Annotated in this window: 22 protein-coding genes and 2 pseudogenes; 8 read left to right on the top strand and 16 right to left on the bottom strand. The window is 73.1% G+C overall.

Translation table 11 applies throughout. The features are described from left to right. Positions 1-12 precede the first annotated feature (12 nt). From AB0K07_RS20965 to AB0K07_RS20955, 3 genes are all read right to left on the bottom strand, one after another. The gene (locus AB0K07_RS20965; RefSeq protein WP_363757062.1) at positions 13-975 is read right to left on the bottom strand and encodes a zinc-binding dehydrogenase; all 963 of its coding nucleotides are present in this window, start codon (positions 973-975) and stop codon (positions 13-15) included. 92 nt (positions 976-1,067) lie between these two features. Further along, positions 1,068-2,246, bottom strand: coding sequence for an NADP-dependent malic enzyme (locus AB0K07_RS20960; protein WP_363757061.1), 1,179 nt, complete (start codon positions 2,244-2,246; stop codon positions 1,068-1,070). A gap of 143 nt (positions 2,247-2,389) precedes the next feature. Beyond that, complete coding sequence (locus tag AB0K07_RS20955) at positions 2,390-2,740, bottom strand: S24/S26 family peptidase (protein WP_363757060.1); 351 nt, start codon at positions 2,738-2,740, stop codon at positions 2,390-2,392. Between the two features lie 84 nt (positions 2,741-2,824). On the opposite strand from AB0K07_RS20955, the gene sodN reads away from it, so the two are divergent. Genes sodN through AB0K07_RS20940 form a run of 3 tightly spaced genes read left to right on the top strand, consistent with a single transcriptional unit; the run spans position 2,825 to position 4,187 of the window. Further along, positions 2,825-3,229, top strand: coding sequence for a superoxide dismutase, Ni (gene sodN, locus AB0K07_RS20950; protein WP_363757059.1), 405 nt, complete (start codon positions 2,825-2,827; stop codon positions 3,227-3,229). Then, positions 3,226-3,747: a GNAT family N-acetyltransferase gene (locus tag AB0K07_RS20945; RefSeq protein WP_363757058.1), complete on the top strand. Its 522-nt coding sequence runs from the start codon at positions 3,226-3,228 to the stop codon at positions 3,745-3,747. Before sodN ends, AB0K07_RS20945 begins: the two co-directional genes overlap by 4 nt. A gap of 32 nt (positions 3,748-3,779) precedes the next feature. Beyond that, positions 3,780-4,187: an ATP-binding protein gene (locus AB0K07_RS20940; RefSeq protein ID WP_357948779.1), complete on the top strand. Its 408-nt coding sequence runs from the start codon at positions 3,780-3,782 to the stop codon at positions 4,185-4,187. A 33-nt stretch (positions 4,188-4,220) separates the two neighbouring features. On the opposite strand, the gene AB0K07_RS20935 is transcribed toward AB0K07_RS20940, so the two are convergent. Then, entirely contained in the window at positions 4,221-4,610 is a 390-nt protein-coding gene (locus AB0K07_RS20935; RefSeq protein WP_363757057.1) for a hypothetical protein, read from the bottom strand. 43 nt (positions 4,611-4,653) lie between these two features. Between AB0K07_RS20935 and AB0K07_RS20930 the strand changes: the two genes are divergently transcribed. Continuing rightward, the gene (locus AB0K07_RS20930) at positions 4,654-5,604 is read left to right on the top strand and encodes a diacylglycerol kinase family protein (RefSeq protein ID WP_363757056.1); all 951 of its coding nucleotides are present in this window, start codon (positions 4,654-4,656) and stop codon (positions 5,602-5,604) included. 450 nt (positions 5,605-6,054) lie between these two features. Then, positions 6,055-6,312, top strand: coding sequence for a WhiB family transcriptional regulator (locus AB0K07_RS20925; protein WP_007072794.1), 258 nt, complete (start codon positions 6,055-6,057; stop codon positions 6,310-6,312). A 132-nt stretch (positions 6,313-6,444) separates the two neighbouring features. On the opposite strand, the gene AB0K07_RS20920 is transcribed toward AB0K07_RS20925, so the two are convergent. Genes AB0K07_RS20920 through AB0K07_RS20905 form a run of 4 tightly spaced genes read right to left on the bottom strand, consistent with a single transcriptional unit; the run spans position 6,445 to position 9,870 of the window. Continuing rightward, on the bottom strand, positions 6,445-7,242 hold the full coding sequence (locus AB0K07_RS20920; RefSeq protein ID WP_363757180.1) for a CbiX/SirB N-terminal domain-containing protein: 798 nt from the start codon (positions 7,240-7,242) through the stop codon (positions 6,445-6,447). After that, positions 7,239-8,003 (bottom strand): phosphoadenylyl-sulfate reductase, encoded by a 765-nt coding sequence (locus AB0K07_RS20915; RefSeq protein WP_363757055.1) that lies wholly within the window; start codon positions 8,001-8,003, stop codon positions 7,239-7,241. Before AB0K07_RS20915 ends, AB0K07_RS20920 begins: the two co-directional genes overlap by 4 nt. Further along, entirely contained in the window at positions 8,000-8,161 is a 162-nt protein-coding gene (locus AB0K07_RS20910) for a hypothetical protein (protein WP_199723315.1), read from the bottom strand. Before AB0K07_RS20910 ends, AB0K07_RS20915 begins: the two co-directional genes overlap by 4 nt. Continuing rightward, on the bottom strand, positions 8,158-9,870 hold the full coding sequence (locus AB0K07_RS20905) for a nitrite/sulfite reductase (RefSeq protein WP_363757054.1): 1,713 nt from the start codon (positions 9,868-9,870) through the stop codon (positions 8,158-8,160). The genes AB0K07_RS20910 and AB0K07_RS20905 overlap by 4 nt, the downstream gene beginning before the upstream one ends. 363 nt (positions 9,871-10,233) lie before the next feature. Between AB0K07_RS20905 and AB0K07_RS20900 the strand changes: the two genes are divergently transcribed. Next, positions 10,234-11,763: a glycosyltransferase family 39 protein gene (locus AB0K07_RS20900; protein ID WP_363757179.1), complete on the top strand. Its 1,530-nt coding sequence runs from the start codon at positions 10,234-10,236 to the stop codon at positions 11,761-11,763. A gap of 34 nt (positions 11,764-11,797) precedes the next feature. Here AB0K07_RS20900 and AB0K07_RS20895 read toward each other — a convergent pair. From AB0K07_RS20895 to AB0K07_RS20885, 3 genes and pseudogenes are all read right to left on the bottom strand, one after another. Further along, positions 11,798-12,049: pseudogene (locus tag AB0K07_RS20895) on the bottom strand (ATP-binding protein); the annotation flags it as partial. Positions 12,050-12,217: 168 nt separating this feature from the next. Beyond that, positions 12,218-13,471, bottom strand: a pseudogene (locus AB0K07_RS20890) (histidine kinase N-terminal domain-containing protein); the annotation flags it as partial. 25 nt (positions 13,472-13,496) lie between these two features. Continuing rightward, the gene (locus AB0K07_RS20885; protein WP_363757178.1) at positions 13,497-14,528 is read right to left on the bottom strand and encodes an SIS domain-containing protein; all 1,032 of its coding nucleotides are present in this window, start codon (positions 14,526-14,528) and stop codon (positions 13,497-13,499) included. Positions 14,529-14,717: 189 nt separating this feature from the next. Between AB0K07_RS20885 and AB0K07_RS20880 the strand changes: the two genes are divergently transcribed. Continuing rightward, positions 14,718-16,556 (top strand): tetratricopeptide repeat protein, encoded by a 1,839-nt coding sequence (locus AB0K07_RS20880; protein WP_363757177.1) that lies wholly within the window; start codon positions 14,718-14,720, stop codon positions 16,554-16,556. A gap of 61 nt (positions 16,557-16,617) precedes the next feature. On the opposite strand, the gene AB0K07_RS20875 is transcribed toward AB0K07_RS20880, so the two are convergent. Next, entirely contained in the window at positions 16,618-18,195 is a 1,578-nt protein-coding gene (locus tag AB0K07_RS20875) for an MDR family MFS transporter (RefSeq protein WP_363757053.1), read from the bottom strand. A gap of 112 nt (positions 18,196-18,307) precedes the next feature. Between AB0K07_RS20875 and AB0K07_RS20870 the strand changes: the two genes are divergently transcribed. Beyond that, positions 18,308-18,919, top strand: a complete 612-nt coding sequence (locus tag AB0K07_RS20870) for a helix-turn-helix domain-containing protein (protein WP_363757052.1) — start codon at positions 18,308-18,310, stop codon at positions 18,917-18,919. 12 nt (positions 18,920-18,931) lie between these two features. Here the strand turns inward: AB0K07_RS20870 and AB0K07_RS20865 are convergent, their stop codons facing one another. From AB0K07_RS20865 to rsrA, 4 genes are all read right to left on the bottom strand, one after another. Beyond that, on the bottom strand, positions 18,932-19,441 hold the full coding sequence (locus tag AB0K07_RS20865; RefSeq protein ID WP_363757051.1) for a GNAT family N-acetyltransferase: 510 nt from the start codon (positions 19,439-19,441) through the stop codon (positions 18,932-18,934). Next, positions 19,438-19,659 carry a biotin/lipoyl-binding carrier protein gene (locus AB0K07_RS20860; protein WP_363757176.1) on the bottom strand — a complete coding sequence of 74 codons (222 nt, stop codon included), beginning with the start codon at positions 19,657-19,659 and terminating at the stop codon, positions 19,438-19,440. The genes AB0K07_RS20865 and AB0K07_RS20860 overlap by 4 nt, the downstream gene beginning before the upstream one ends. Before the next feature lie 204 nt (positions 19,660-19,863). Then, on the bottom strand, positions 19,864-20,034 hold the full coding sequence (locus tag AB0K07_RS20855; protein ID WP_363757050.1) for a hypothetical protein: 171 nt from the start codon (positions 20,032-20,034) through the stop codon (positions 19,864-19,866). A 37-nt stretch (positions 20,035-20,071) separates the two neighbouring features. Next, positions 20,072-20,359 carry a mycothiol system anti-sigma-R factor gene (rsrA, locus tag AB0K07_RS20850; RefSeq protein WP_089019138.1) on the bottom strand — a complete coding sequence of 96 codons (288 nt, stop codon included), beginning with the start codon at positions 20,357-20,359 and terminating at the stop codon, positions 20,072-20,074. Between the last annotated feature and the right edge of the window lies 1 nt (position 20,360).

The raw sequence follows: 20,360 nt of genomic DNA, 5'->3' as shown, positions 1-20,360 counted from the left end.
GCCGGGACTGGTTCAGGCGGTGTGGTCGATGACGATCTTGCCGAAGGCGTCACCGGAGTGCAGCCGGGCGAAGGCGTCCTCCACCCGGCTGAACGGGATCACGCTGTCGATCACCGGGCGCACGTCGCTGTCGGCGCAGAACGCCAGCAGCTCGTACAGCTCGCCGGGGGTGCCCATCGAGGTGCCCAGGATCTCCAGCTGCATGGCGAAGACCCGGCGCAGGTTGATCGACGGCTCGTGACCGGCGGTGGCGCCGGAGACCACGATCCGGGCCATCGGCGCGGCCGACTTCAGCGAGTGTTCGAAGGTGGCCGCGCCGACCGTCTCGATCACCACGTCGACGCGTTCCTGAAGCCGGGCACCGGGTTCCACGGCGGTGGCGCCGAGCGCCGTGATCCGCTCCCGCTTGGTGGCGTCGCGGCTGGTCGCGTACACCCGCTTACCCATCGCGACGGCGAGCGCGACGGCCGCGGTGGCCACGCCGCCGCCCGCGCCCTGCACCAGCACGCTGTCGGCGTCCGCGACGCGGCCCTTGGTGGTCAGCATCCGCCAGGCGGTCAGCCAGGCCGTGGGCAGGCAGGCCGCGTCGGTCGCCGCCATCCCGTCGGGAAGCGGGACCAGGTTCGACCGGGGTACGGCGACCCGCTCGGCGAGGGTGCCGGCGAAGTGCTCCGAGAGGATGGAGACCCCACGCGGGTCGCCCGGGGTGACCACCACCGGGTAGATGACCACCTGGTTGCCCTCCGGGTCGACGCCGACCGCGTCGCAGCCGAGGATCATCGGCAGCTGCGCCTCGGTGAGCCCCACCCCGCGCAGGGACCAGAGGTCGTGGTGGTTGAGCGAGGTGGCCCGCACCTGCACGGTCACCCACTCGTCGGCCGGGTGGGTCGGCTCGGGCCGCTCACCGACGGTGAGCGCGGCGAGCGGGTCGGCGTCGTCGAAGCGGGAGGCGAAGGCAGCACGCATGATCGGCACGGTAACAAGCTGAGCGCCGGTTAAGAAGGGGCCGCCCCGTGGCACGGGAGGTCAGGAAGGCCCCTTCTTGTGCATCAACGCGCCAACAAGCCTCACCGGCGGGCGACGCCGTCGCGGCGAGCCGCCTCGGCGACCGCCTCGGCAACCGCCGGGGCGACCCGGGGGTCCAGGGGCGACGGAACGATCGCCTCGGCGGTCAGCGACTCGGCGACCACCCCGGCGATGGCGTCCGCGGCGGCGACCTTCATGCCCTCGGTGATCCGGGTGGCCCCGGCGTCCAGCGCGCCCCGGAACACCCCGGGAAAGGCCAGCACGTTGTTGATCTGGTTGGGGTAGTCGCTGCGCCCGGTGGCGACCACCGCGACGTGCCGGGCAGCAACCTCGGGGTGCACCTCCGGGGTCGGGTTGGCCAGCGCGAACACGATCCCGCCGGGCGCCATGCCGGCGACCGAAGCCTCCGGGATCTGCCCGCCGGAGACGCCGATCAGCACGTCCGCGCCGCGCAACGCCTCGGTGATGTCGCCGTGGCGGCCGTCGGCGTTGGTGGTCGCGGCCAGTTCGGCCTTGGTGCCGGTCAGCTCGCTGCGGTGCCGGCCGATGATCCCCTTCGAGTCGCAGACCACCACCTGGTCGGGGTTGACGCCCCCGGCGACCAGCATCTTCGTCACGGCCACACCGGCCGCGCCGGCGCCGCTCACCGCGACCCGCAGGTCGCCGAGCTTGCGGTTGAGCAGGGTGGCGGCGTTGCGCAGCGCGGCGAGCACCACGATCGCGGTGCCGTGCTGATCGTCGTGGAAGACCGGGATGTCCAGCGCCTCGTCGAGCCGGCGCTCCACCTCGAAGCAGCGCGGGGCGCTGATGTCCTCCAGGTTGATCCCGCCGAACGAGGGGGCCAGCGCCCGCACCACGGCGACGATCTCGTCCACGTCCTGGGTGTCCAGACAGACCGGCACCGCGTCCACCCCGGCGAACTGCTTGAACAGCACCGCCTTGCCCTCCATCACCGGCAGCGCGGCGCGCGGGCCGATGTTGCCGAGCCCGAGCACCGCCGAGCCGTCGGTGACCACCGCGACGGTGTGCGACACCCAGGTGTAGTCGTCCACCAGGGAGGGGTCGGCGGCGATCGCCTCACACACCCGGGCCACCCCCGGGGTGTACGCGAGGGAGAGGTCCTCCCGGCTGGTGAGCGGCACCGTCGAGGTGACGGCCATCTTGCCGCCCCGGTGCAGCTGGAAGACGGGATCAGCGGGGTCCACGGTGGACGAAGGCATGGCGGTGACTCCAGGATCTGTCGAGCAGACGGGGCGGCCGGCCCGGCCGCGAGGTGGGCGGCGAGCGGTGGCACGCGGTGCGGGGGGTCACCCGGGCACTTTCCGAGCATAGTGTCGACACTGCCACTCGGATGTGAGCAGGGTCATAACGGTCGACGCGGGACCCGTCCGGGGCGCGGCCAGTAGCGGGCGACGACCCGTCCGCGCACGTCGGCCACGCCGTACGCGCGGGAGTCGTCGGTGACCAGGTCGTTGTCCCCGCGCAGCCACCAGCCGCCGTCCTGCGGCCGGACCGCCCGCTTGACCACCAGCAGCTCGGGACGGGTCCGGAAGACCGCGACCACCACGTCACCGGGTCGGACGGGGCGACCGCCGGACCGGACCAGCACCGCGTCGCCGTGGCGCAGTGTCGGCGCCATGGACGGGCCGGTCACCAGGACGGCGCTCAGCGGCCCGCGCAGGCGGGGCACCTCCGCCGGGTGATCGGCCGGCACTGGTTTCACCTCCACCCACTTCGGGGAGCATTCCCAGGAGTAATGTCGCCTTTGATCATCGCAAACTTCCCATGGAGGATCCCGATGCGACTTCCGCGCATCCTTGCGCCCCGCGTCACTGCGAGCGCTCACTGCGACCTGCCGTGCGGCGTCTACGACCCGGCCCAGGCCCGGATCGAGGCCGAGTCGGTCAAAATGATCTGCGAGAAGTACCAGGCGAACACCGACCCGGAGTTCCGCACCCGGGCGGTCATCATCAAGGAACAGCGCGCCGAGCTGGTCAAGCACCACCTCTGGGTGCTCTGGACCGACTACTTCAAGCCGGCCCACTTCGAGAAGTACCCGAACCTGCACACGCTGTTCAACGAGGCCACCAAGCTCGCCGGCGCCGGCGGCGTCAAGGGCAGCCTCGACCCGGCCACCGCCGACAAGCTGCTGCAGAAGATCGACGACATCTCGAAGATCTTCTGGGAGACCAAGAAGGCGTGACCTCATCCGTCACCCCGACGATCCGGCCGGCACGTCCTGAGGATGTGCCGGCCGTCGTCGCCATGGTTCACGAGTTGGCCGAGTACGAGCGCGCCCCCGGCGAGTGCCACCTCACCGCCGAGCAGTTGACCTCGGCCCTGTTCGGGGCTTCTCCGGCGCTCTTCGGCCACGTCGCGGTCGACGCGCACGACCAGCCGATCGGCTTCGCGCTGTGGTTCCTCAACTTCTCCACCTGGGCCGGCGTGCACGGCATCTACCTGGAGGACCTCTACGTCCGGCCGGAGGCCCGGGGCACCGGGGCGGGCCGGCTGCTGCTCGCCACCCTGGCCGACATCTGCGTACGACGCGGCTACCAACGGCTGGAGTGGTGGATGATCGACTGGAACCCGGCCGCCGCGTTCTACGCCTCGATCGGCGCGAAGCAGATGAGCGAGTGGGTCCCCTACCGGCTCAGCGGCGACGCGCTGCGCGACCTGGCCGCCCGGGCCACCGCCGCCGGCACGCGTCCGGGCGACTGACCGGGTAGAGTCCCCGACCGGGGGGATGAGGCGTGACTCAACTGACCGGCCAGCCAGCGACCGACGATGACGTGGTGCACCTCACGGTGCCCGCCGACGGCGGTTACCTCGGCGTGCTCCGTACCGCCACCGCCGGTCTCGCGGCCCGGTTGCAGTTCGCACTCGACGAGATCGAGGATCTGCGGATCGCCGTCGACGAGGCGTGCGCCATGCTGCTCGCCATCGCCACCCGCGACGCCGAGTTGGAGTGCCGGTTCTCGGTCACCGAGGACGCGCTGACCGTCGAGGTGACCGTGCCGACCGTGCGTGGCGCGACGCTGCCCGCCGAGTCGTCCTTCGCCTGGAAGGTGCTCACGGCGCTGACCACGTCGGCGTCCGCCACGGCCGCCGACGGCCGGGCGACGATCTCGCTGCTCACCCGCCGCTCCGGCGGCTACTGACCGGCCCGCCGCGCCGTCACGTGCCGGGCGCGGTCACTCGAACCCGAGCGCCCGGGTCGTCGGGGGGCTGACCAGCAGCCAGCCGACGCCGAGGCCCAGTGCCATCAGCGGCACGCCGAGCCAGCCCAGCCCGCCCTGGATCATGAACCACCCGATCGGCAGCAGCATCAGCTGGAGCACGATCGCGGGAGCGCGCGCACCGGCCTGACGGCGCAGCAGCGCACGGCCCAGAGCCCAGAGCACGACCGCCGCCCCGACAGCGAACACGGTCACCAGCAACGCCGACAGCAGGTCGGTGGTGGTGGCCGTGAGGTCGGCCCAGATCAGCCAGGCGGCGATCAGCCCGACGACGGCCGCCTCCGCCCACAGCAGCCGGACCGCCCAGCGGAGCGTGACGGGAATCGGGGCCGAGTCGATGGTCACGCGCGCCACGATACCCGGGCTACCGGGAGGTACAGTGCCGCCCATGCGGGCCGTCCTGGTGGTCAATCCGAAGGCCACCACCACCAGCGAACGCAGCCGAGACGTGCTTGTCCGGGCGCTGCGCAGCGAAGTCGACCTCAACGTGCGCTACACCCGCCGGCGCGGGCACGCCATGGCGCTGGCGCGGGAGGCCGCCGCGGAGGGGGTCGACCTGGTCGTCACCCTGGGTGGTGACGGCACCGTCAACGAGGTGGTGAACGGTCTGATGACGGCCGAGCCGCCCGCCGGTGCCGCTGGCGCCACCCTCGCGGAGCGGCTGCCCGCGTTGGCGACCGTTCCGGGTGGCTCGACCAACGTGTTCGCCCGCGCGCTGGGCCTGCCCCGGGAGTGGCCGGAGGGGACCAGCATGATCCTCGAAGGGCTGCGTCTGGGCCGGCACCGGACGATCGGGCTGGGCCGCGCGGACGACCGCTACTTCACCTTCTGCGCGGGGTTCGGCCTGGACGCCGCCGTGATCCACCGTGTGGAGCAGGCCCGCCGCCGGGGGCGTGTCTCCACTCCGGGCCTCTACCTGCGTTCGATCATGAACCAGTACTTCCTCGCCTCGGACCGGCGGCATCCGGCGATCAGCTTGGAACGTCCCGGTGAGCCGGCGGAGGGCGAGCTGGCCACCGTCATCATCCAGAACACCGCGCCGTGGACGTACCTGGGCGATCGGGAGATCAACCCGAACCCGGACGCGTCGTTCGACCTCGGGCTGGACGTGCTGGCGCTGCGTCAGCTGCGGGTGGCCAGCACGACACGGACAGTGACGCAGTTCCTGTCTCGACGGCCGGATCCACGCGGCCGGCAGGTGTTACGACTCCATGACACTGCGGAGTTCACGCTGGTCTCCAACCGGCCGCAGGCGTTCCAGCTGGATGGCGACTACCTGGGCGAGCGGGAGAAAGTCAGATTCACATCCGTTCCCGCCGCACTGAGAGTAATCTGCTAGGTCTCGGGTACTGCCCTAGGTCGACGCGGCGGCCACAACTGCATCGACGCGGTCGCCGCCACACCGAGGGGGCAGGTGCCGGAAATGTCAGCAATGTCACGCGGACTGTACTATATTGATCCTCGGCTGTGGCACGGCGGGTAACCAGGAAGGCACTGGAACCCGGACAAATGGGTTGTGGGCTTGCTCACCGCCCGGAGTTTTTCCGAGCGTCACCCTTGACATCGCGAGCGTTCGTGAAAGTATTCACAAGCGAACTTGAGTTACCGGGACATTGCCTGGATATGCTCGTCAGGTTGAGCTGTTCCAGCAGGCCCACGGGGCTAACTGCCTGCTCACGCACTGCCGAATGGACGGACGCGAACTGTCACCGTCGGCACTGCGGACGCATATAGGAAAAGCACTACAAGCAATAATTGCCACCCATCCAGAATGAGGAGTGTTGCCGCCATGGACTGGCGTCACCATGCTGTCTGCCGCGACGAGGACCCGGAGCTGTTCTTCCCTATCGGGACGTCCGGACCGGCTCTCCTGCAGGTCGAGCAGGCCAAGGCCGTCTGCCGGCGCTGCTCCGTGACCGACCAGTGCCTGCAGTGGGCGCTCGAGTCCGGTCAGGACGCCGGCGTCTGGGGCGGAATGAGCGAGGAGGAGCGTCGCGCTGTCAAGCGTCGCGGCGGTCTCCGGGTGCTGCGCGCTCACTCTGCCTGATCCCACGACACAGCTGTACGCCCCGGCGGGTCCGCCCGCCGGGGCGTTCCGCTGTCCTGCCCCGCTGACACGTCCACCGACCGGGGGTACCCGCTCCCCCGGGCTCTGATCATTCGCGGCCGGCGACCTCGGTCACACCGCCGGCGCCAGGGCACACCGGCCGGACCGTTCGTCGACCCGCCGCAGCACCAGCTCGGCCAGCTCCGGGGCGTCGGTCAACGCGTCGGCCACCGCCAGCGCGCCGGCCGCCCGGGCCGACTCGGCCACCGCATCGTGAAAGAGGCCCGGCGCCAGGAAGTACGAGGACACCGCCACCCGACGCGCGCCCGCCGCCCGTAGCCGGGCCACCGCGACACCGGTCGCCGGCGGGGCCGCCGAGGCGTACGACACCCGGCAGGGCACCCCGAACTCCGCGCCGAGCGCATCCGCCACCAGGCCCACCGAGCCACGCGCCCGCGCGTCCCGGGTGCCCGCCGCGGCCAGCACCAACGCGTCGAAGCGCCCCGTCAACGCCTCGCCGAGCCGGCGTCGTAGCCCGGCCAGCAGAGCCGGGTCCACCACCCCGTCCGCCGGGCCGAGCACGCCGGTCACCCGTACCGCCAGCGAGGGCCCGGTCTGCGCGGCGGCGGCGACGGCCGCCGGGATGTCCACCCGATGGTGGTACGCGGCGGTCAGCAACAGCGGCACCAGCACCGCGCGTCGGTGGCCGGCCGCGGCCAGCCCCCGCAGGACCTCGGTAGGCCCCGGCTCGGTGTGGTCCAGCCAACTCGTCCACACCGGGGTGCCCGGACGCGCGGCCGACACCGCCCGACCCAGCGCCCGGGTGGCCTCGGCCGCTCGGGGGTCACGACTGCCGTGCGCGACCAGCACCACCGGATCCGCCCCGCCGGCCGCACGGGGGCCGGTCGGGGTCGTCGACGGGGAGGTCAGACGTGCAGCCCGCACTCGGTCTTCTCGAACATGGCCCACCGGCCGGCGCGGGGGTCCTCGCCGGCCTTCGTACGGCGGGTGCACGGCCAGCAGCCGATCGAGCCGTACCCCTGCTTGAACAGCTCGTTGACCGGCACGTTCCACCGGGCGATGTAGGCGTCCACGTCGCCCTGCGACCACGCGGCGATCGGGTTGACCTTGACCTTGCCCCGCCGGGGGTCGAAGGTCACCACCGGCGTGTTGGCCCGGGTCGGCGACTCGTCCCGGCGCAGGCCCGCGGCCCAGGCGTCGTACCCGGTCAGCGCCCGCTCCAGCGGCTCCACCTTGCGCAGCTGGCAGCAGTCGTCCGGCGACTTGTTGAACAGCCGGGGGCCGTACTGGCCGTCCTGCTGCCCGACGGTGAGCCGGGGCCGGATCGACCGGACGTTCACCGGGAGCGTCCGCGCCACCTCGTCGCGCACCCGCAGCGTCTCCGGGAAGTGCAGACCGGTGTCGAGGAAGACCACGTCCACCCCCGGAGCCACCCGGGACACCAGGTGGGCCAGCACGGCGTCGGCCATCGAGCTGGTGACGCAGAACCGGTCGCCGAAGGTCTGCGCCGCCCAGCGGGCGATCTCCAGCGCCGGGGCGCCCTCCAGTTCCCGACCCGCCCGCTCGGCCAGCGCCCGCAGCTCGTCGGGGCTGCGCCGGGCCGGATCGGCCGGTGTGGGGCCGCCCCCCGGGCCGACCAGACCCAGGCCGGTGGCGGAGACCAGGCTCATCGGGTCACCGCCCGCGGGAGCAGCCCGGTGAACTTCACCGAGAAGACCCGGGCGCAGGCGTGGCACTCCCAGGCGCCGTGCCCCGCCTCGTGCGGCCGCAGGTCCTCCTCGCCGCAGTACGGGCAGTACAGAGGTGCCGCTCGGTTCTCGCTGCTCACCGCAGGTCCTCCTCGTCGACTCTGATCACCCAGTTGGCGAACGTCTCGCCCTCGCTCCGGCCGGCCAGGTAGCGGCGGGCCAGTCGTTCCACGTACTCCGGAAGCTCCTCGGCGGTGGTCTTCAGGCCGCGCAGCTTGCGCCCGAAGCCGGCGGTCTGCCCCTGCGCCATGCCCAGGCCACCGCCCAGGTGCACCTGGAAGCCCTCGACCTGCCGGCCGTCCGGACCGACCACCAGCTGGCCCTTGAGCCCGATGTCGGCCACCTGGGTGCGGGCGCAGGCGTTCGGGCAGCCGTTGATGTGGATCGAGATGTCCGCGTCGAAGTCACGCAGCCGCTGCTCCAGCCGGGCCACCAGTTCCTCGCCCCGTGCCTTCGTCTCGACGATGGCCAGCTTGCAGTACTCGATGCCGGTGCACGCCATGGTGCCGCGCCGCCAGGCCGACGGACGGGCCTCCAGGCCGATCCCGCGGAGCGCGTCGACCAGCGACTCCGTCCGCTCCGACGGCACGTCGAGCACCAGCAGCTTCTGGTACGGCGTGAGCCGCACCCGGTCGCTACCGTGCGCCTCGACCACGTCGGCCAGCTGGGCGAGCTGCCCGCCGGACACCCGCCCGACCACCGGGGCGGCCCCGACGTAGTGCCGCCCGTCGGCCTGCTCGTGCACGCCCACGTGGTCGATCGGCTTCGCCGGCAACGCCGGGGCCGGGCCGTCGAGCAGCGTCCGGCCCAGGTACTCCTTCTCCAGGACCTCGCGGAAGCGCTCCACGCCCCAGTCGGCCACCAGGAACTTCAGCCGGGCCCGGTTGCGCAGCCGCCGGTAGCCGTAGTCGCGGAAGATCCCGACCACGCCGGCCCACACGTCGGGGATCTCGGCCATCGGCACCCACACGCCGAGTCGCTGGGCCAGCATCGGGTTGGTGGAGAGGCCGCCGCCGACCCAGACGTCGAAGCCGGGGCCGTGTTCGGGGTGGTCGACGCCGAGGAACGCGATGTCGTTCGACTCGTACGGGGTGTCCACCAGCCAGGAGATCGACGTCTTGAACTTGCGGGGCAGGTTGGAGAACTGCTTGTCGCCGACGTACCGGGCGACGATCTCGTCGATCGCCGGCGTCGGGTCGAGCACCTCGTCACGGGCCACCCCGGCGACCGGGCTGCCGAGCACGATGCGGGGGCAGTCGCCGCACGCCTCGGTGGTCTGCAGGCCGACCGACTCCAGTCGGCGCCAGATCTCCGGCATGTCCTCGACCCGGATCCAGTGGTACTGGATGTTCTGCCGGTCGGTGATGTCGGCGGTGTCCCTGGCGAACTCCCGGGAGATGTCCGCGATGACCCGCAACTGGGCCAGGCTGAGCTGGCCGCCGTCGATGCGGACCCGGAGCATGAAGAACTCGTCCTCCAGCTCGTGCGGCTCCAGCACGGCCGTGCGCCCGCCGTCGATGCCCGCCTTGCGCTGGGTGTAGAGGCCCCACCAGCGGAACCGGCCGCGCAGGTCCTGCGGGTCGATGGAGGCGAAGCCGCGGTGCGCGTAGATGTTCTCGATCCGGGCCCGGACGTTGAGCGGGTCGTCGTCCTTCTTGATCCGCTCGTTGGGGTTGAGCGGCTCGCGGTGGCCGAGCGCCCACTGACCCTCACCTCGGGGCCGGCGCGGCGCCCGGGTCGGGCGGGACGTCGGGTCCTCGGAACGGGCCGGGATGCTGCTGACCGCCATCGCGGCGTCCTCCGTTGTCTGCGGTGCCTCGGGGCAGGCGCGGGGCGCGGCGGCCGGCCCGTCGAGAGCGGGCGGGACAACGGTGTCTGAGACAGCCGGCGCGGAGCGCGCCCGAGACGGATGGGTCGGGCGTCGTCAGTGAGCCGGACAGATCGCGCTGCGCACGCGGCCGTAATCGACGTGGCGACGAGCCACGAAGCGGCGGACGACAGCGGCGGTCATGGGCTCATGCTGCCACACCGAAAGGGGGCCGGCCAATGTGCGCGTGCCGGATCCCACATCACGGGCGGCGGCTTCGACGGGTCTCCCGCCGGCTCGGGCCCGGGACCACCGGTGTCGTGGCAGGCTCGCGTCGTGGGCATATTGTCCGGAAAGTCGGCCGAGGCGGCGCGGGTCCGGCTGCGCCGCGTCCCGGTCTGGCTTCCCCCGGCGCTGCTGACCCTCGCCGTTACCGGCACCGGGCTGGGCTCGGCCCAGCTCTGGCGCGACGAGCTGGCCACCTGGAGTGCCGCGAGCCGGTCGCCCGGCGACCTGGCCCGGCTGGCCGGCACCATCGACGCCGCGACCGGCCCGTACTACCTGCTGATGCACGGCTGGGTCCTGCTCGTCGGCGACTCCACGGTGGCCCTGCGCGCGCCGGCGGCGCTCGCGATGACGGTCGCCGCCGGCCTGCTCGCCGCGCTCGGCGCGCGGCTGGTCGACCGGCGTACCGGCCTGTTCGCCGGCCTGCTCTTCGCACTGCTCCCCGGCACCTCCCGCTACGGGCAGGAGGCTCGCCCGTACGCCCTGGCCACCGCACTCGCGGTGCTCGCCACCCTGCTGCTGGTGACCGCGCTGCGCCGGCCCGGCTGGGCCCGCTGGGCCGGTTACGCCGCCGCCGTGGCCGCGCTCGGGCTCACCCACCTGCTCGCGCTCACCCTGCTCGCCGCGCACGCGCTGGTCGTGCTGGTCGCCGGGTGGCGCGGCCCCGCCGCCGGGGTGGCCGCGTCGGCCGGCGCACCGGACGCGGCCGGATCGGACCGACCCGGCGGGGCGGACCGGCCGGATCGGCGGGTCTGGCGGTGGCTGGTAGCGCTGCTGCCCGCCGCGCTGCTGGTGAGCCCGCTGCTGCTGAAGGCCGGCGAGCAGCGCTCCCGGCAGTTGGACTGGGTCGCGGCGGCCCGCCTGGACGACCTGAGCGCGCTGCCCGGTGGGGTGGCCCAGAGCAGCGTGGTGGGCGGCCTGCTGGTCGGCCTCGCCGCGCTCGGCGTGGCCCGGCTCGGACGGCGGGCCCTGTTGCCGTTGAGCGCGGTGCTGCTGCCCGTACTGCTGCTCTTCGCCGCCGGCACGGCCGTGCCGCTGTGGGTACCCCGGTACCTGGTCTTCGTGGTGCCGTTCGCCTGCCTGCTGGCCGGCGCGGCGCTGGCCGGTGTGACCGCGCCGGCCGCGCTGGCCGTGGTGGTCCTCGCCGGGTTGCTCGGTCTGCCCGATCAGGCGGCGCTCCGGCGGACCCACGAGTGGCCGCGCAGCGCTTCGGTGGACTACGTGGGTGCCGCCCGGGTGATCGCCGACGGGCAGCGGCCCGGGGACGCGGTGGTCTACTCGCCCCGGAACAGTTGGCTCTTCCTGGATCTGGGCGTCGAGTACCACCTGGGCGACCCGCCACGGGACGTCCTGGTCACCGAGGACGAGGTCCGTCGGGGCGACCTGTGGGCCGCCGAGTGCCCCCGACCGGCGCAGTGCCTGGCCGGCAGTTCACGGATCTGGTTGGTCGTCGCCGGGCGGCACGCCGACCCGCTGGCCACGGTCGCGGGCGCCAAGGGCGACGCGCTGCGCGCGGACTTCACCGTCGCACAGGTCTGGCAGCGCTCCGGCCTGACCGTCGCCCTGCTCACCAGGCGTCCCGGGCGCTGATCCTGCCGTGCGGCACGCGGGAGTCGCCGGCGCGTCAGGACTGCGAACGGCCGTCGGGCGCGCTGCGCGCCAGCGGGACGACCAGCACCGCCTCGGTGCCGCCGTTGGCGCCGGCGCGCAGCTCGATGGTGCCGCGCAGCTCACCGGTGACCAGCGCCCGGACGATCTGGAGGCCGAGCCGGCTGCCCCGTTCGGCGTCGAAGTCGGGCGGCAGCCCGCGCCCGTTGTCCGCCACCGAGACGTGCAGCATCTTGCGGAACCGGTGTGCCGAGACGACCACCTCCGGCCGAGCCGACTGATCGGCCCCGGGAACGACGGCGGGCACCACCTCCGGGGCGGCGGGCGCGGACGGCGCGGCGGGCGCGGACGGCGCGGCGGGCGCGGACGGCGCGGCGGGCGCGGACGGCGCGGCGGGCGCGGCCAGGACGAGGGCCTCGTCCGCCTCGTCGGCCGGCGGGAAACCGTGCTCGACGGCGTTGAGCAGCAACTCGTTGAGGACCATCACCAGCGAGGTGGCGATCTCCGCCGGCAGTACGCCGAAGCTGCCCCGCCGGCGCATGCCGACGCTCACCTCGGTCGCCGCGACCTCGGTCGCCGCGCTCGCCACCCGGTCGACGATGCCGTCGAACTCGACAGCCTCGTCGCTGGACATGGAGAGCGTCTCGTGCACGAGGGCGATCGAGGCGACCCGGCGGACCGACTCCTCCAGGGCGACCCGGGCCTCCGGCATGGAGACCCGGCGGGCCTGCAACCGCAGCAGCGCGGCCACCGTCTGGAGGTTGTTCTTCACCCGGTGGTGGATCTCCCGGATGGTGGCGTCCTTGGTGATCAGCGCCCGGTCCCGACGGCGGACCTCGGTGATGTCGCGGACCAGCACCAGCGCGCCGATCGGCACTCCGGCGGGCATCAGCGGCAGCGCCCGGGTGAGCATCGTGGCCCCGCGCGCGTCGATCTCCCGCCGGGGTGGCGCCTCGCCGCGCAGCGCGGCGAGGATGCCGTTCGCCGCCTCGGTGCCGTCCAGTGGATCGCCGGCCAGCCGGCGGTGCAGCGCGGCCAGGTCCTCCCCCACCAGGTGGGCGGCGTAGCCCAATCGGCGGTACGCGGACTGCGCGTTCGGGCTGGCGTAGGTGACCTTGCCGCCGGCGTCCAGCCGGACCAGGCCGTCGCCGACCCGGGGCGCGGAGGTGGTCTCGCCCGGGTGCCGGGGCGGCGGGAAGGTGCCGTCCGCGATCATCTGGGCCAGGTCGTCTGCCGTGGTCAGGTAGTTGAGCTCCAGCTGGCTCGGGGTACGCGCGGTGGAGAGGTTGGTGTCCCGGCCGACCACGGCGACCACCTCGCCGGCCTCCCCCTCGGCGGTGCGCAGACGGACCGGGATCGCCTCGTGCCGGGCCGGCACGTCGCCGTACCAGACCGGGTCGCCCTCCCGCCAGATCCGGCCCTGGGAGTAGGCCACACCCAGGTGGGCCACCTCCGGCCCGCCGACGATCCGCCCCACCTGGTCGTCCTGGTACGCGGTGGGCGCGGTCGTCGGGCGGACCTGGGCGACGCAGAGGAACGTGCCGTCCTCGTCGACCGGCACCCAGAGCAGCAGGTCGGCGAAGGACAGGTCGGAGAGCAGCTGCCAGTCGCCGGCGATCCGGTGCAGGTGGTCGATGTCGGCCGGACGGAGATGGGTGTGCTCCTCGGCGAGGTCGCGCAGCGTGGACACGGTGACCAGCCTGCCACGCCGCGCCTCACATCGTCGCGGTGACCTTCTTCAGCCCGCGCGGTGCGTCCGGATCCTCGCCCCTGGTCAGCGCCAACGCCAGCGCCAGCCGCTGCAACGGCAGGATGTCCAGCAGCGGGGCGTACCGCTCGTCGACCTCGGGAACGGCGAGCCGGGTGGCGCCCGGCACGTCGGCGGAGCCGACCACCACGACGTCGGCGCGGCGCTCGCCGAGGCGGGGCAGCACCTCCCCCATCGACCGGCCGCCCGGGCCGGAGCCGACCACGGCGAGCACCGGGACCTCCGGGTCGGTCATCGCGAGCGGGCCGTGCAGCAGGTCGGCGCCGGAGAAGGCGAGCGCCGGCAGGTACGACGTCTCCATCAGCTTCAGGGCGGCCTCCCGGGCGGTCGGGTAGGCGTACCCGCGCCCGGTGGTGACCAGCTGGCGGGCGAAGCGGTAGCGCGGGGCGAGCTTGGCCGGGGTGTCGTCGGCCAGCGTGCGGGCGGCCAGCTCGGGCAGCGCGGCGAGCGCCTCCCGCTCGGCCGCCGGGAGCGCGCCGTCGCCGGCACGGATCCCCTCGACGAGCAGCAGCAGAGCGAGCAGCTCGGCGGTGTACGTCTTGGTGGCGGCCACCGCCCGCTCGTGCCCGGCGGCGATGTCGATGCTCAGCTCGGCCACCTCGACCAGCGGGGACTCCGGGGCGTTGGTCACCGCGAGGGTGAGCGCGCCGGAGGCCCGGGCGGCGCGCAGCACCTCGGCCAGGTCGGGCGAGCCGCCGCTCTGGCTGACCCCGACGACGAGCGCGTCGGACAGGTCGGGGCGGGCGCCGAACAGGGTGACCGCGCTGGGCGAGGCGAGCCCGGCGGGCAGCCCGAGCCGGATCTCGGCCAGGTACGCGCCGTAGAGGGCCGCGTGGTCGGAGGTGCCCCGGGCGGTGAAGACCACGTGCCGCGGCCGCCGCTCGGCGACGGCAGCCGCCACCCGGGCGATCTCTCCGGCGTTGGCGGTGGAGAGCAGGCGCTCGTAACCGGCCGGCTGCTCCTCGATGTCCGCGGCCATCCCGGCCCCTGCACGTGTCACGGAGACTCCCCCCCTTGCGCGATTGCCGCGCGTTTCCTGCTCAGTCTTGCATCTTTGATCTGATCACAGCAATCGAACGAGCAGCAGTGCGCAGTTGATCACCGAACAATCCCAATATCAACTAGGCTGGTCCCGCTTCACCCGGTGTCGCTGCGACGAGAGGACGACGTGCCCGAGGGAAGGGACGACCCCGCGCTCTCCGCGACGGAGGAGCTGGCCCTGGCCCGGCTGGCACTGGACGAGGGCGACCTCCACCACGCCGCCGGTCACCTCGCCGGCGCGCTGGCCCGGGCGCCGACCCTGCCGGAGGTGCACGAGATGTTGGCCCGGCTGGCCGCGGCCGGCTCGGGTGGGCTCGACCTCTTCCCGATCAACCACCACACCTTCGTCGGCGCCGTCGTCGCCCGCGCCCACCTGCTGGCCGCCGCCGGCCGTCCCGCCGAAGGACTGGAGCTGCTGGCTGCGGCGACCGGGTACGCGCCCGGCACGGAGTGGGCCGGCGTGCCATGGGTGACCGCGCCCGAACTGGCCGAGCGGCTCGACCCGGAGCACGTCGCCCGGGTCCTCATGCAGGTCTGCGCCGCGTTGCCCGATCCGGTGCCGCGCGCCGGCCGGGGCGCGCTGACGCCGTACCTCACGCTGGCCCGCAACGCGGTCACCGTCCGCCCCGAGCACGGTCTGCTGCTGGGCGCGGCGTCCGCGCTGGCCAGACGGCTCGGCGAGGTCACCCTGGCGATCCGCTGGGCCACCCGCGGGGTACGGTCCCAGCCGTCGAAGATGGGCGAGGTCTGGCTCGGGTACGCGTACCGCAGCGGTGGCCGCACCCGCGAGGCCCTCGCGGCGCTCGGCCGGGCCGTCGCGCTGGACCCCGACGACCTGGCCATCTACGCCGACATCGCCGGCACCCTGGCCGAGACCGGCCGGCTGGACGAGGCGCTGGAGTGGACCGAGCGGGCCCTGGCCCGGGACGCGTCCTTCGACTGCGCGGTGCACACCGCCCACCGCCTGCGGCACCTGCGCGACGGCGACCTCGCCCACCTGGTCGCGCTCGCCGACTTCGTCCGTGACCACCCCGACGACAGCCACGAGCACGGCGACCTGGCCCAGTGCTGCCGGGGTCGGCCCTGGCTCGGTCAGTTGACGCCGGCCGGCGGCCCGCTCGTCGACGCGCTGCGCCAGGCGGTGGCCGACGACGACAACGGTCTCGGCAGGGCCGTACACCTGACGGCGGCTGCCCCGCCGAGCGCCGTGCGGACGGCCAGGTCGGCGGCGCCCGGGCTGCGGATCGAGATCGCCGGCACGCCGGAGCCGGATCCCCGAGAGCCACGGCGCGTGTCCGACCGGCCGCTCTGGCACTACACCGACGGCGTCCCGACGCCCGCGCTGCCGGCGCCCTCGGCGGCGGCGGTCGAGCGGATCGGGCAGGTCGCCCACCCGGCGTGGCCGCACCCGCCGGCGGCGTACGACGCGGCGGTGGGCCTGGCCGGCCTGGACGTGGCCGATCTGCTGGGGATGCTGGTGCATCCGCCGGCGGCGCCGGCCAACGCGCTGGGTCGCCTCCTGGCCGCCCAGGACCCGTCGGTCTGGGTGCGTGGCGTGCAGGTGTGGGCCTGCCTGGGGCTGCTGCACCACCGCACCGACGAGCCGTGGGAGGAGTCGGCCCGGCGCCGGGTGCTGGTGGATCTGGTCTGGGGCGTGGAGGACTGGGTCACCGAAGCGGCGCTGTTCGCCCTGGTCACCGCCGCCTGGGTGGACCCGGCGGTGCGACCGGACGTGGCCCGGGTGGTGGCCGAGCGGCTGGCCGACGCGGCGGCGGTGGCACGGGCGCGGCCGGTCCCGATCGCCGTCTCCCTGGCCCACCTGGCGCTGGCCACCCCGGCACTGGACCCGGCCACCGCCGCGCTCGCCACCGAACTGCTCGGCGAAGCGTCGCCCCGGCTACCGCGCCCCCGCAACCCGCTCCGGCGCATCTGGCGACGCCTCACCGCCGCACGCCGCCGTCGGTGATCTCGTAAAGGACGCGCCGCGCCGCCCCCGGAGGGACAGCGCGGCGCGGGGTGTGACGGGTTCAGGCGACCGGGGCCTTGCCGAGGGCGATCTCGGCCTCCTCCTCCGGGGTGGCCTGCGCCGGCGCGTCGTTCGCGGTACGCAGCGGGATCTCCTTGATGAACCAGGCGAGCACCGGAATCGCGATGGTGAACAGCACCGCCCAGAGGAAAACGTGTGAGATCGCGTCGGCGAGACCGCCGAGCACCAGCTCGCGCGCCTGCGCGGGCAGTTCCTTGAGCTTCTCCAGGTCCATCCCGCCGCCCTCGCCACCGAAGGCGCTGCCCGCGCTGGAGCCCGCCAGCCGGCTGGCGAAGATCGCGCCGAACAGGGAGATGCCGAACGAGCCGCCGATCGACCGGAAGAAGGTGGCCGCGCCACTGGCCGCGCCGAGGTCCTTCTGCTCCACGCTGTTCTGCGCGATCAGCATGGAGGTCTGCATGAGGAAGCCCATGCCGGCACCCAGCACGACCATGTACAGCGAGGACTGCAGCTTGCTGGTGTCGGTGTCGAGCAGGGTCAGCAGCGCCATGCCCGTGGCCATCACCACGCCACCGATGATCGGGTACGCCCGGTACCGGCCGGTCTTCGTGATCGCCCGCCCGATGACCAGCGAGACGACCAGCATGCCGAACATCAGCGGCAGCAGCAGCAGGCCGCTGTTGGTCGCCGATGCCCCCTGCACGGTCTGCTGGTAGAGCGGCAGGAAGTTCATCGCGCCGAACATCGCGAAGCCGAGCAGGAAGCCGATCAGCGAGATCAGCGCGAAGTTGCGGTTGGCGAAGAGCCCCAGCGGGAGGATCGGCTCCGGGACCCGGCGTTCCACCAGGCCGAACGCCACCAGCGCGAGCGCGGACAGCACGGCCAGGCCGAGGATCTGCGGGGACGTCCAGTCGTACTCGTTGCCGCCCCAGGTGGTGATCAGCACGATCGCGGTGATGCCGACCGAGAGCAGCCCGGCGCCGAGCCAGTCGATCCGGTGCTCGGTGCGGTACTTCGGCAGGTGCATGGTGGTGATCAGCACAAGCAGCGCGACGCCGCCCAGCGGCAGGTTGACGTAGAACGCCCAGCGCCAGGAGAGGTGGTCGGTGATGAAGCCGCCGACCAGCGGGCCGGCCACCATGGCGATGGCCATGATCCCGGCGATCATGCCCTGGTAGCGCCCACGCTCGCGGGGCGGGACCAGGTCGCCGATGATCGCCATCACGCCGACCATGAGGCCACCGGCGCCCAGACCCTGCACGGCCCGGAAGGCGATGAGCTGCACCATGCCGTCCTCGGGGCCGCCCAAGATGCCCGAGCCGGCCATGCCGCAGAGCGCGGAGCCGAGCAGGAAGATGCCGACCGAGGTGAGGAAGACCGACTTGCGGCCGTAGAGGTCACCGAGCTTGCCCCAGATCGGGGTCGAGACGGTGGTGCCCAGGACGTACGCGGTGACCACCCAGGTGAAGTGGTCGAGGCCGCCGAACTCGCCGACGATCCGCGGCAGCGCGGTGCTGACGATCATGTTGTCGAGCATCGCGAGCATCATCGCGATCATCAGTCCGAACAGCACGACCCGTACGTTGGGTCGCGCGCCGGCCTGGGTTGCCTGAGTCATGGGTAAGCTCCCCCCGAGGATTGCCTTACTTACTTGCCGCCCGGCTAGTCACCTTACTAGCCGCACGGTAAGTTGGGTACCGAGTGACGGTCAAGCCAATTGGAGGGTGTAGGTGAGGGAGAGCACAGGCGGCACCCGTGAGCGGATCAAGGCCGTCGCGCTGGAGCTCTTCACCGAGCAGGGGTACGAGAAGACCTCGCTGCGCGAGATCGCCGAGCGCCTCAACGTCACCAAGGCCGCGCTCTACTACCACTTCAAGAGCAAGGACGACATCGTCGCCAGCTTCGTCGAGGACCGGCTGGAGCGGATGGACGCGCTGACCACCTGGGCCGAGTCGCAGCCCGCGACCCTGGCCACCCGGCGCGCGCTGATCTCCCGGTACGCCGACACGATGTTCGCCGGCGACCAGCCGTCGGTGATGCGCTTCTTCGAGCAGAACCAGACCGTGCTCAAGAGCCTCGCCTCCGGCCAGCAGATGCGCGGCCGGATGATGCAGTTGGCCAACGCGCTCTGCCGGGGCGACGACTCACCCGCCGCACAGCTGCGCGCCGTGCTGTCGCTGTTCGCCGTGCACAGCAGCTGGTTCGCCGTCCGGGCGCCGGACATCACCGACGACGAGCGCCGCCGGATCGCGCTGGAGGTGGCCGACGAGCTGCTGGCCGCGATCGGCGCGGAGCCCGACGAGAGTGCGGCGGCGACCGCGTCGGGGAGCCCGCAGGGCTGACCGGCCGGCGGCTCAGCGTCGGGGCAGCTCCAGCCGCAGGCCGAGCAGGTCCACACCCGGCACCGGCGCCCAGTCCTTCTCCGGGTCACGGACGAAGCCGAGCCGCTCGTACAGCCGGTGCGCCGACACGGCCATCCCCGCCCGGACGCAAATCACCACGGCCGTGCAGCCCAGCTCGGCCGCGCGCTCCACGCACGCCCGGGCCAGCGCCGCGCCGACGCCCCGGCCCTGCGCGGCCGGGTCGACCGCGAGCATCCGGAACTCCGCCTCGCCCGGCCCGGACAGCTCGGCGAACGGGGTGCCCGGCAGCACGAAGGTGACCGAGCCGAGCACCGTGCTGGTCGCCTCGTCCACCGCGACCAGCACCTCGCCGCTGGTGGCCCGGGTCGACACGTCGGCCAGCACCGCGCCGTAACCGTGCTCACCCTTGAGCTGGCCGTCCGCCTCGTACGCGGCCACGGTCAGCCGGGCCACCGCCGGGAAATCGTTCGGGTCGGCGCGCCGGACCAGCAGGCCGCTCAATCGATCACCGCGATGAGGTCACCGTCCTGCACGACATCGCCCTCGTTGACCGCGAGCTGCTTGACCACACCCTCGGACTCGGCGACGACCGGGATCTCCATCTTCATCGACTCGAGGATCACCAGGGTGTCGCCCTCGGACACGGTGTCGCCGGTCGACGCGACGACCTTCCAGACGTTCGCCACCATCTCGGCGCGGATCTCCTCGGCCATGGCCAGGCCCTCCCTTTTCCCGATGTGCCTGCCGACGTATCCAATCATGCGACGGCCGGCAGCGGGCGCGGAGCGGCACGGCCCGGCGCCATCACCGCCCCGGCGCGCGGCGGCGGGTGCCGCCCGCACTACCATCAGCGGGTCGGACCCGACGCCGGACCGCCGGTAGCTGCACCGGCACGAGGTCGTGCGCAGGGCGGATCCGACCCATCACGAGGAGGTCAGCATGGCGAAGAAGTCCCGGAAGAAGAAGGCGCGGAAGAAGAGCGCCGCGAACCACGGCAAGCGTCCCAACTCCTGAACGGGCCGACGGGCCTCAGGCCCGTCACCGGTCAGCCCCGCCCGGCGGACGCCGGGTACGCCGGTGGCCCGGGTCGACATCGACCCGGGCCACCGGTTTCGTTCGTGACGCCGACGCTCAGTCGGCCAGTTCGCGGGAGTCGCTGGTCTCGAAGACCACCAGCTCGGTGAGCTTGACCCGCAGCCGCTCGCGCAGCTCGTCCGGCGCGGTCTCGTTGCCGCAGCAACGAGCCACCAGCGCCCGCACCTCCTGCTCGAGCCCGTACTCGCGCAGGCACGGCCCGCACTCGTCGAGATGGTGCCGGATCAGCGTGCGCCGTTCGTCGGCGCACTCCAGATCCAGGTAGAGGTAGACCTCCGCGAGCACCTCGCGGCAGTCGGTCTCGTGCGGCTCCCCACAGCTCACG

This window comes from Micromonospora sp. NPDC049301, from assembly GCF_040678715.1.
In the GTDB taxonomy this organism is placed as follows: domain Bacteria; phylum Actinomycetota; class Actinomycetes; order Mycobacteriales; family Micromonosporaceae; genus Micromonospora.
This window is presented reverse-complemented; position numbering and strand designations above follow the sequence as displayed.

What these genes read in the sequence shown, in the direction of transcription:
- AB0K07_RS20875 (WP_363757053.1), bottom strand. Translation starts at nt 18,195, where the DNA reads ATGACTCAGGCAACCCAGGCCGGCGCGCGACCCAACGTACGGGTCGTG.
- AB0K07_RS20925 (WP_007072794.1), top strand. Translation starts at nt 6,055, where the DNA reads ATGGACTGGCGTCACCATGCTGTCTGCCGCGACGAGGACCCGGAGCTG.
- AB0K07_RS20905 (WP_363757054.1), bottom strand. Translation starts at nt 9,870, where the DNA reads ATGGCGGTCAGCAGCATCCCGGCCCGTTCCGAGGACCCGACGTCCCGC.
- AB0K07_RS20930 (WP_363757056.1), top strand. Translation starts at nt 4,654, where the DNA reads ATGCGGGCCGTCCTGGTGGTCAATCCGAAGGCCACCACCACCAGCGAA.
- sodN (WP_363757059.1), top strand. Translation starts at nt 2,825, where the DNA reads ATGCGACTTCCGCGCATCCTTGCGCCCCGCGTCACTGCGAGCGCTCAC.
- AB0K07_RS20915 (WP_363757055.1), bottom strand. Translation starts at nt 8,003, where the DNA reads ATGAGCCTGGTCTCCGCCACCGGCCTGGGTCTGGTCGGCCCGGGGGGC.
- AB0K07_RS20960 (WP_363757061.1), bottom strand. Translation starts at nt 2,246, where the DNA reads ATGCCTTCGTCCACCGTGGACCCCGCTGATCCCGTCTTCCAGCTGCAC.
- AB0K07_RS20885 (WP_363757178.1), bottom strand. Translation starts at nt 14,528, where the DNA reads ATGGCCGCGGACATCGAGGAGCAGCCGGCCGGTTACGAGCGCCTGCTC.
- AB0K07_RS20855 (WP_363757050.1), bottom strand. Translation starts at nt 20,034, where the DNA reads ATGTCGACCCGGGCCACCGGCGTACCCGGCGTCCGCCGGGCGGGGCTG.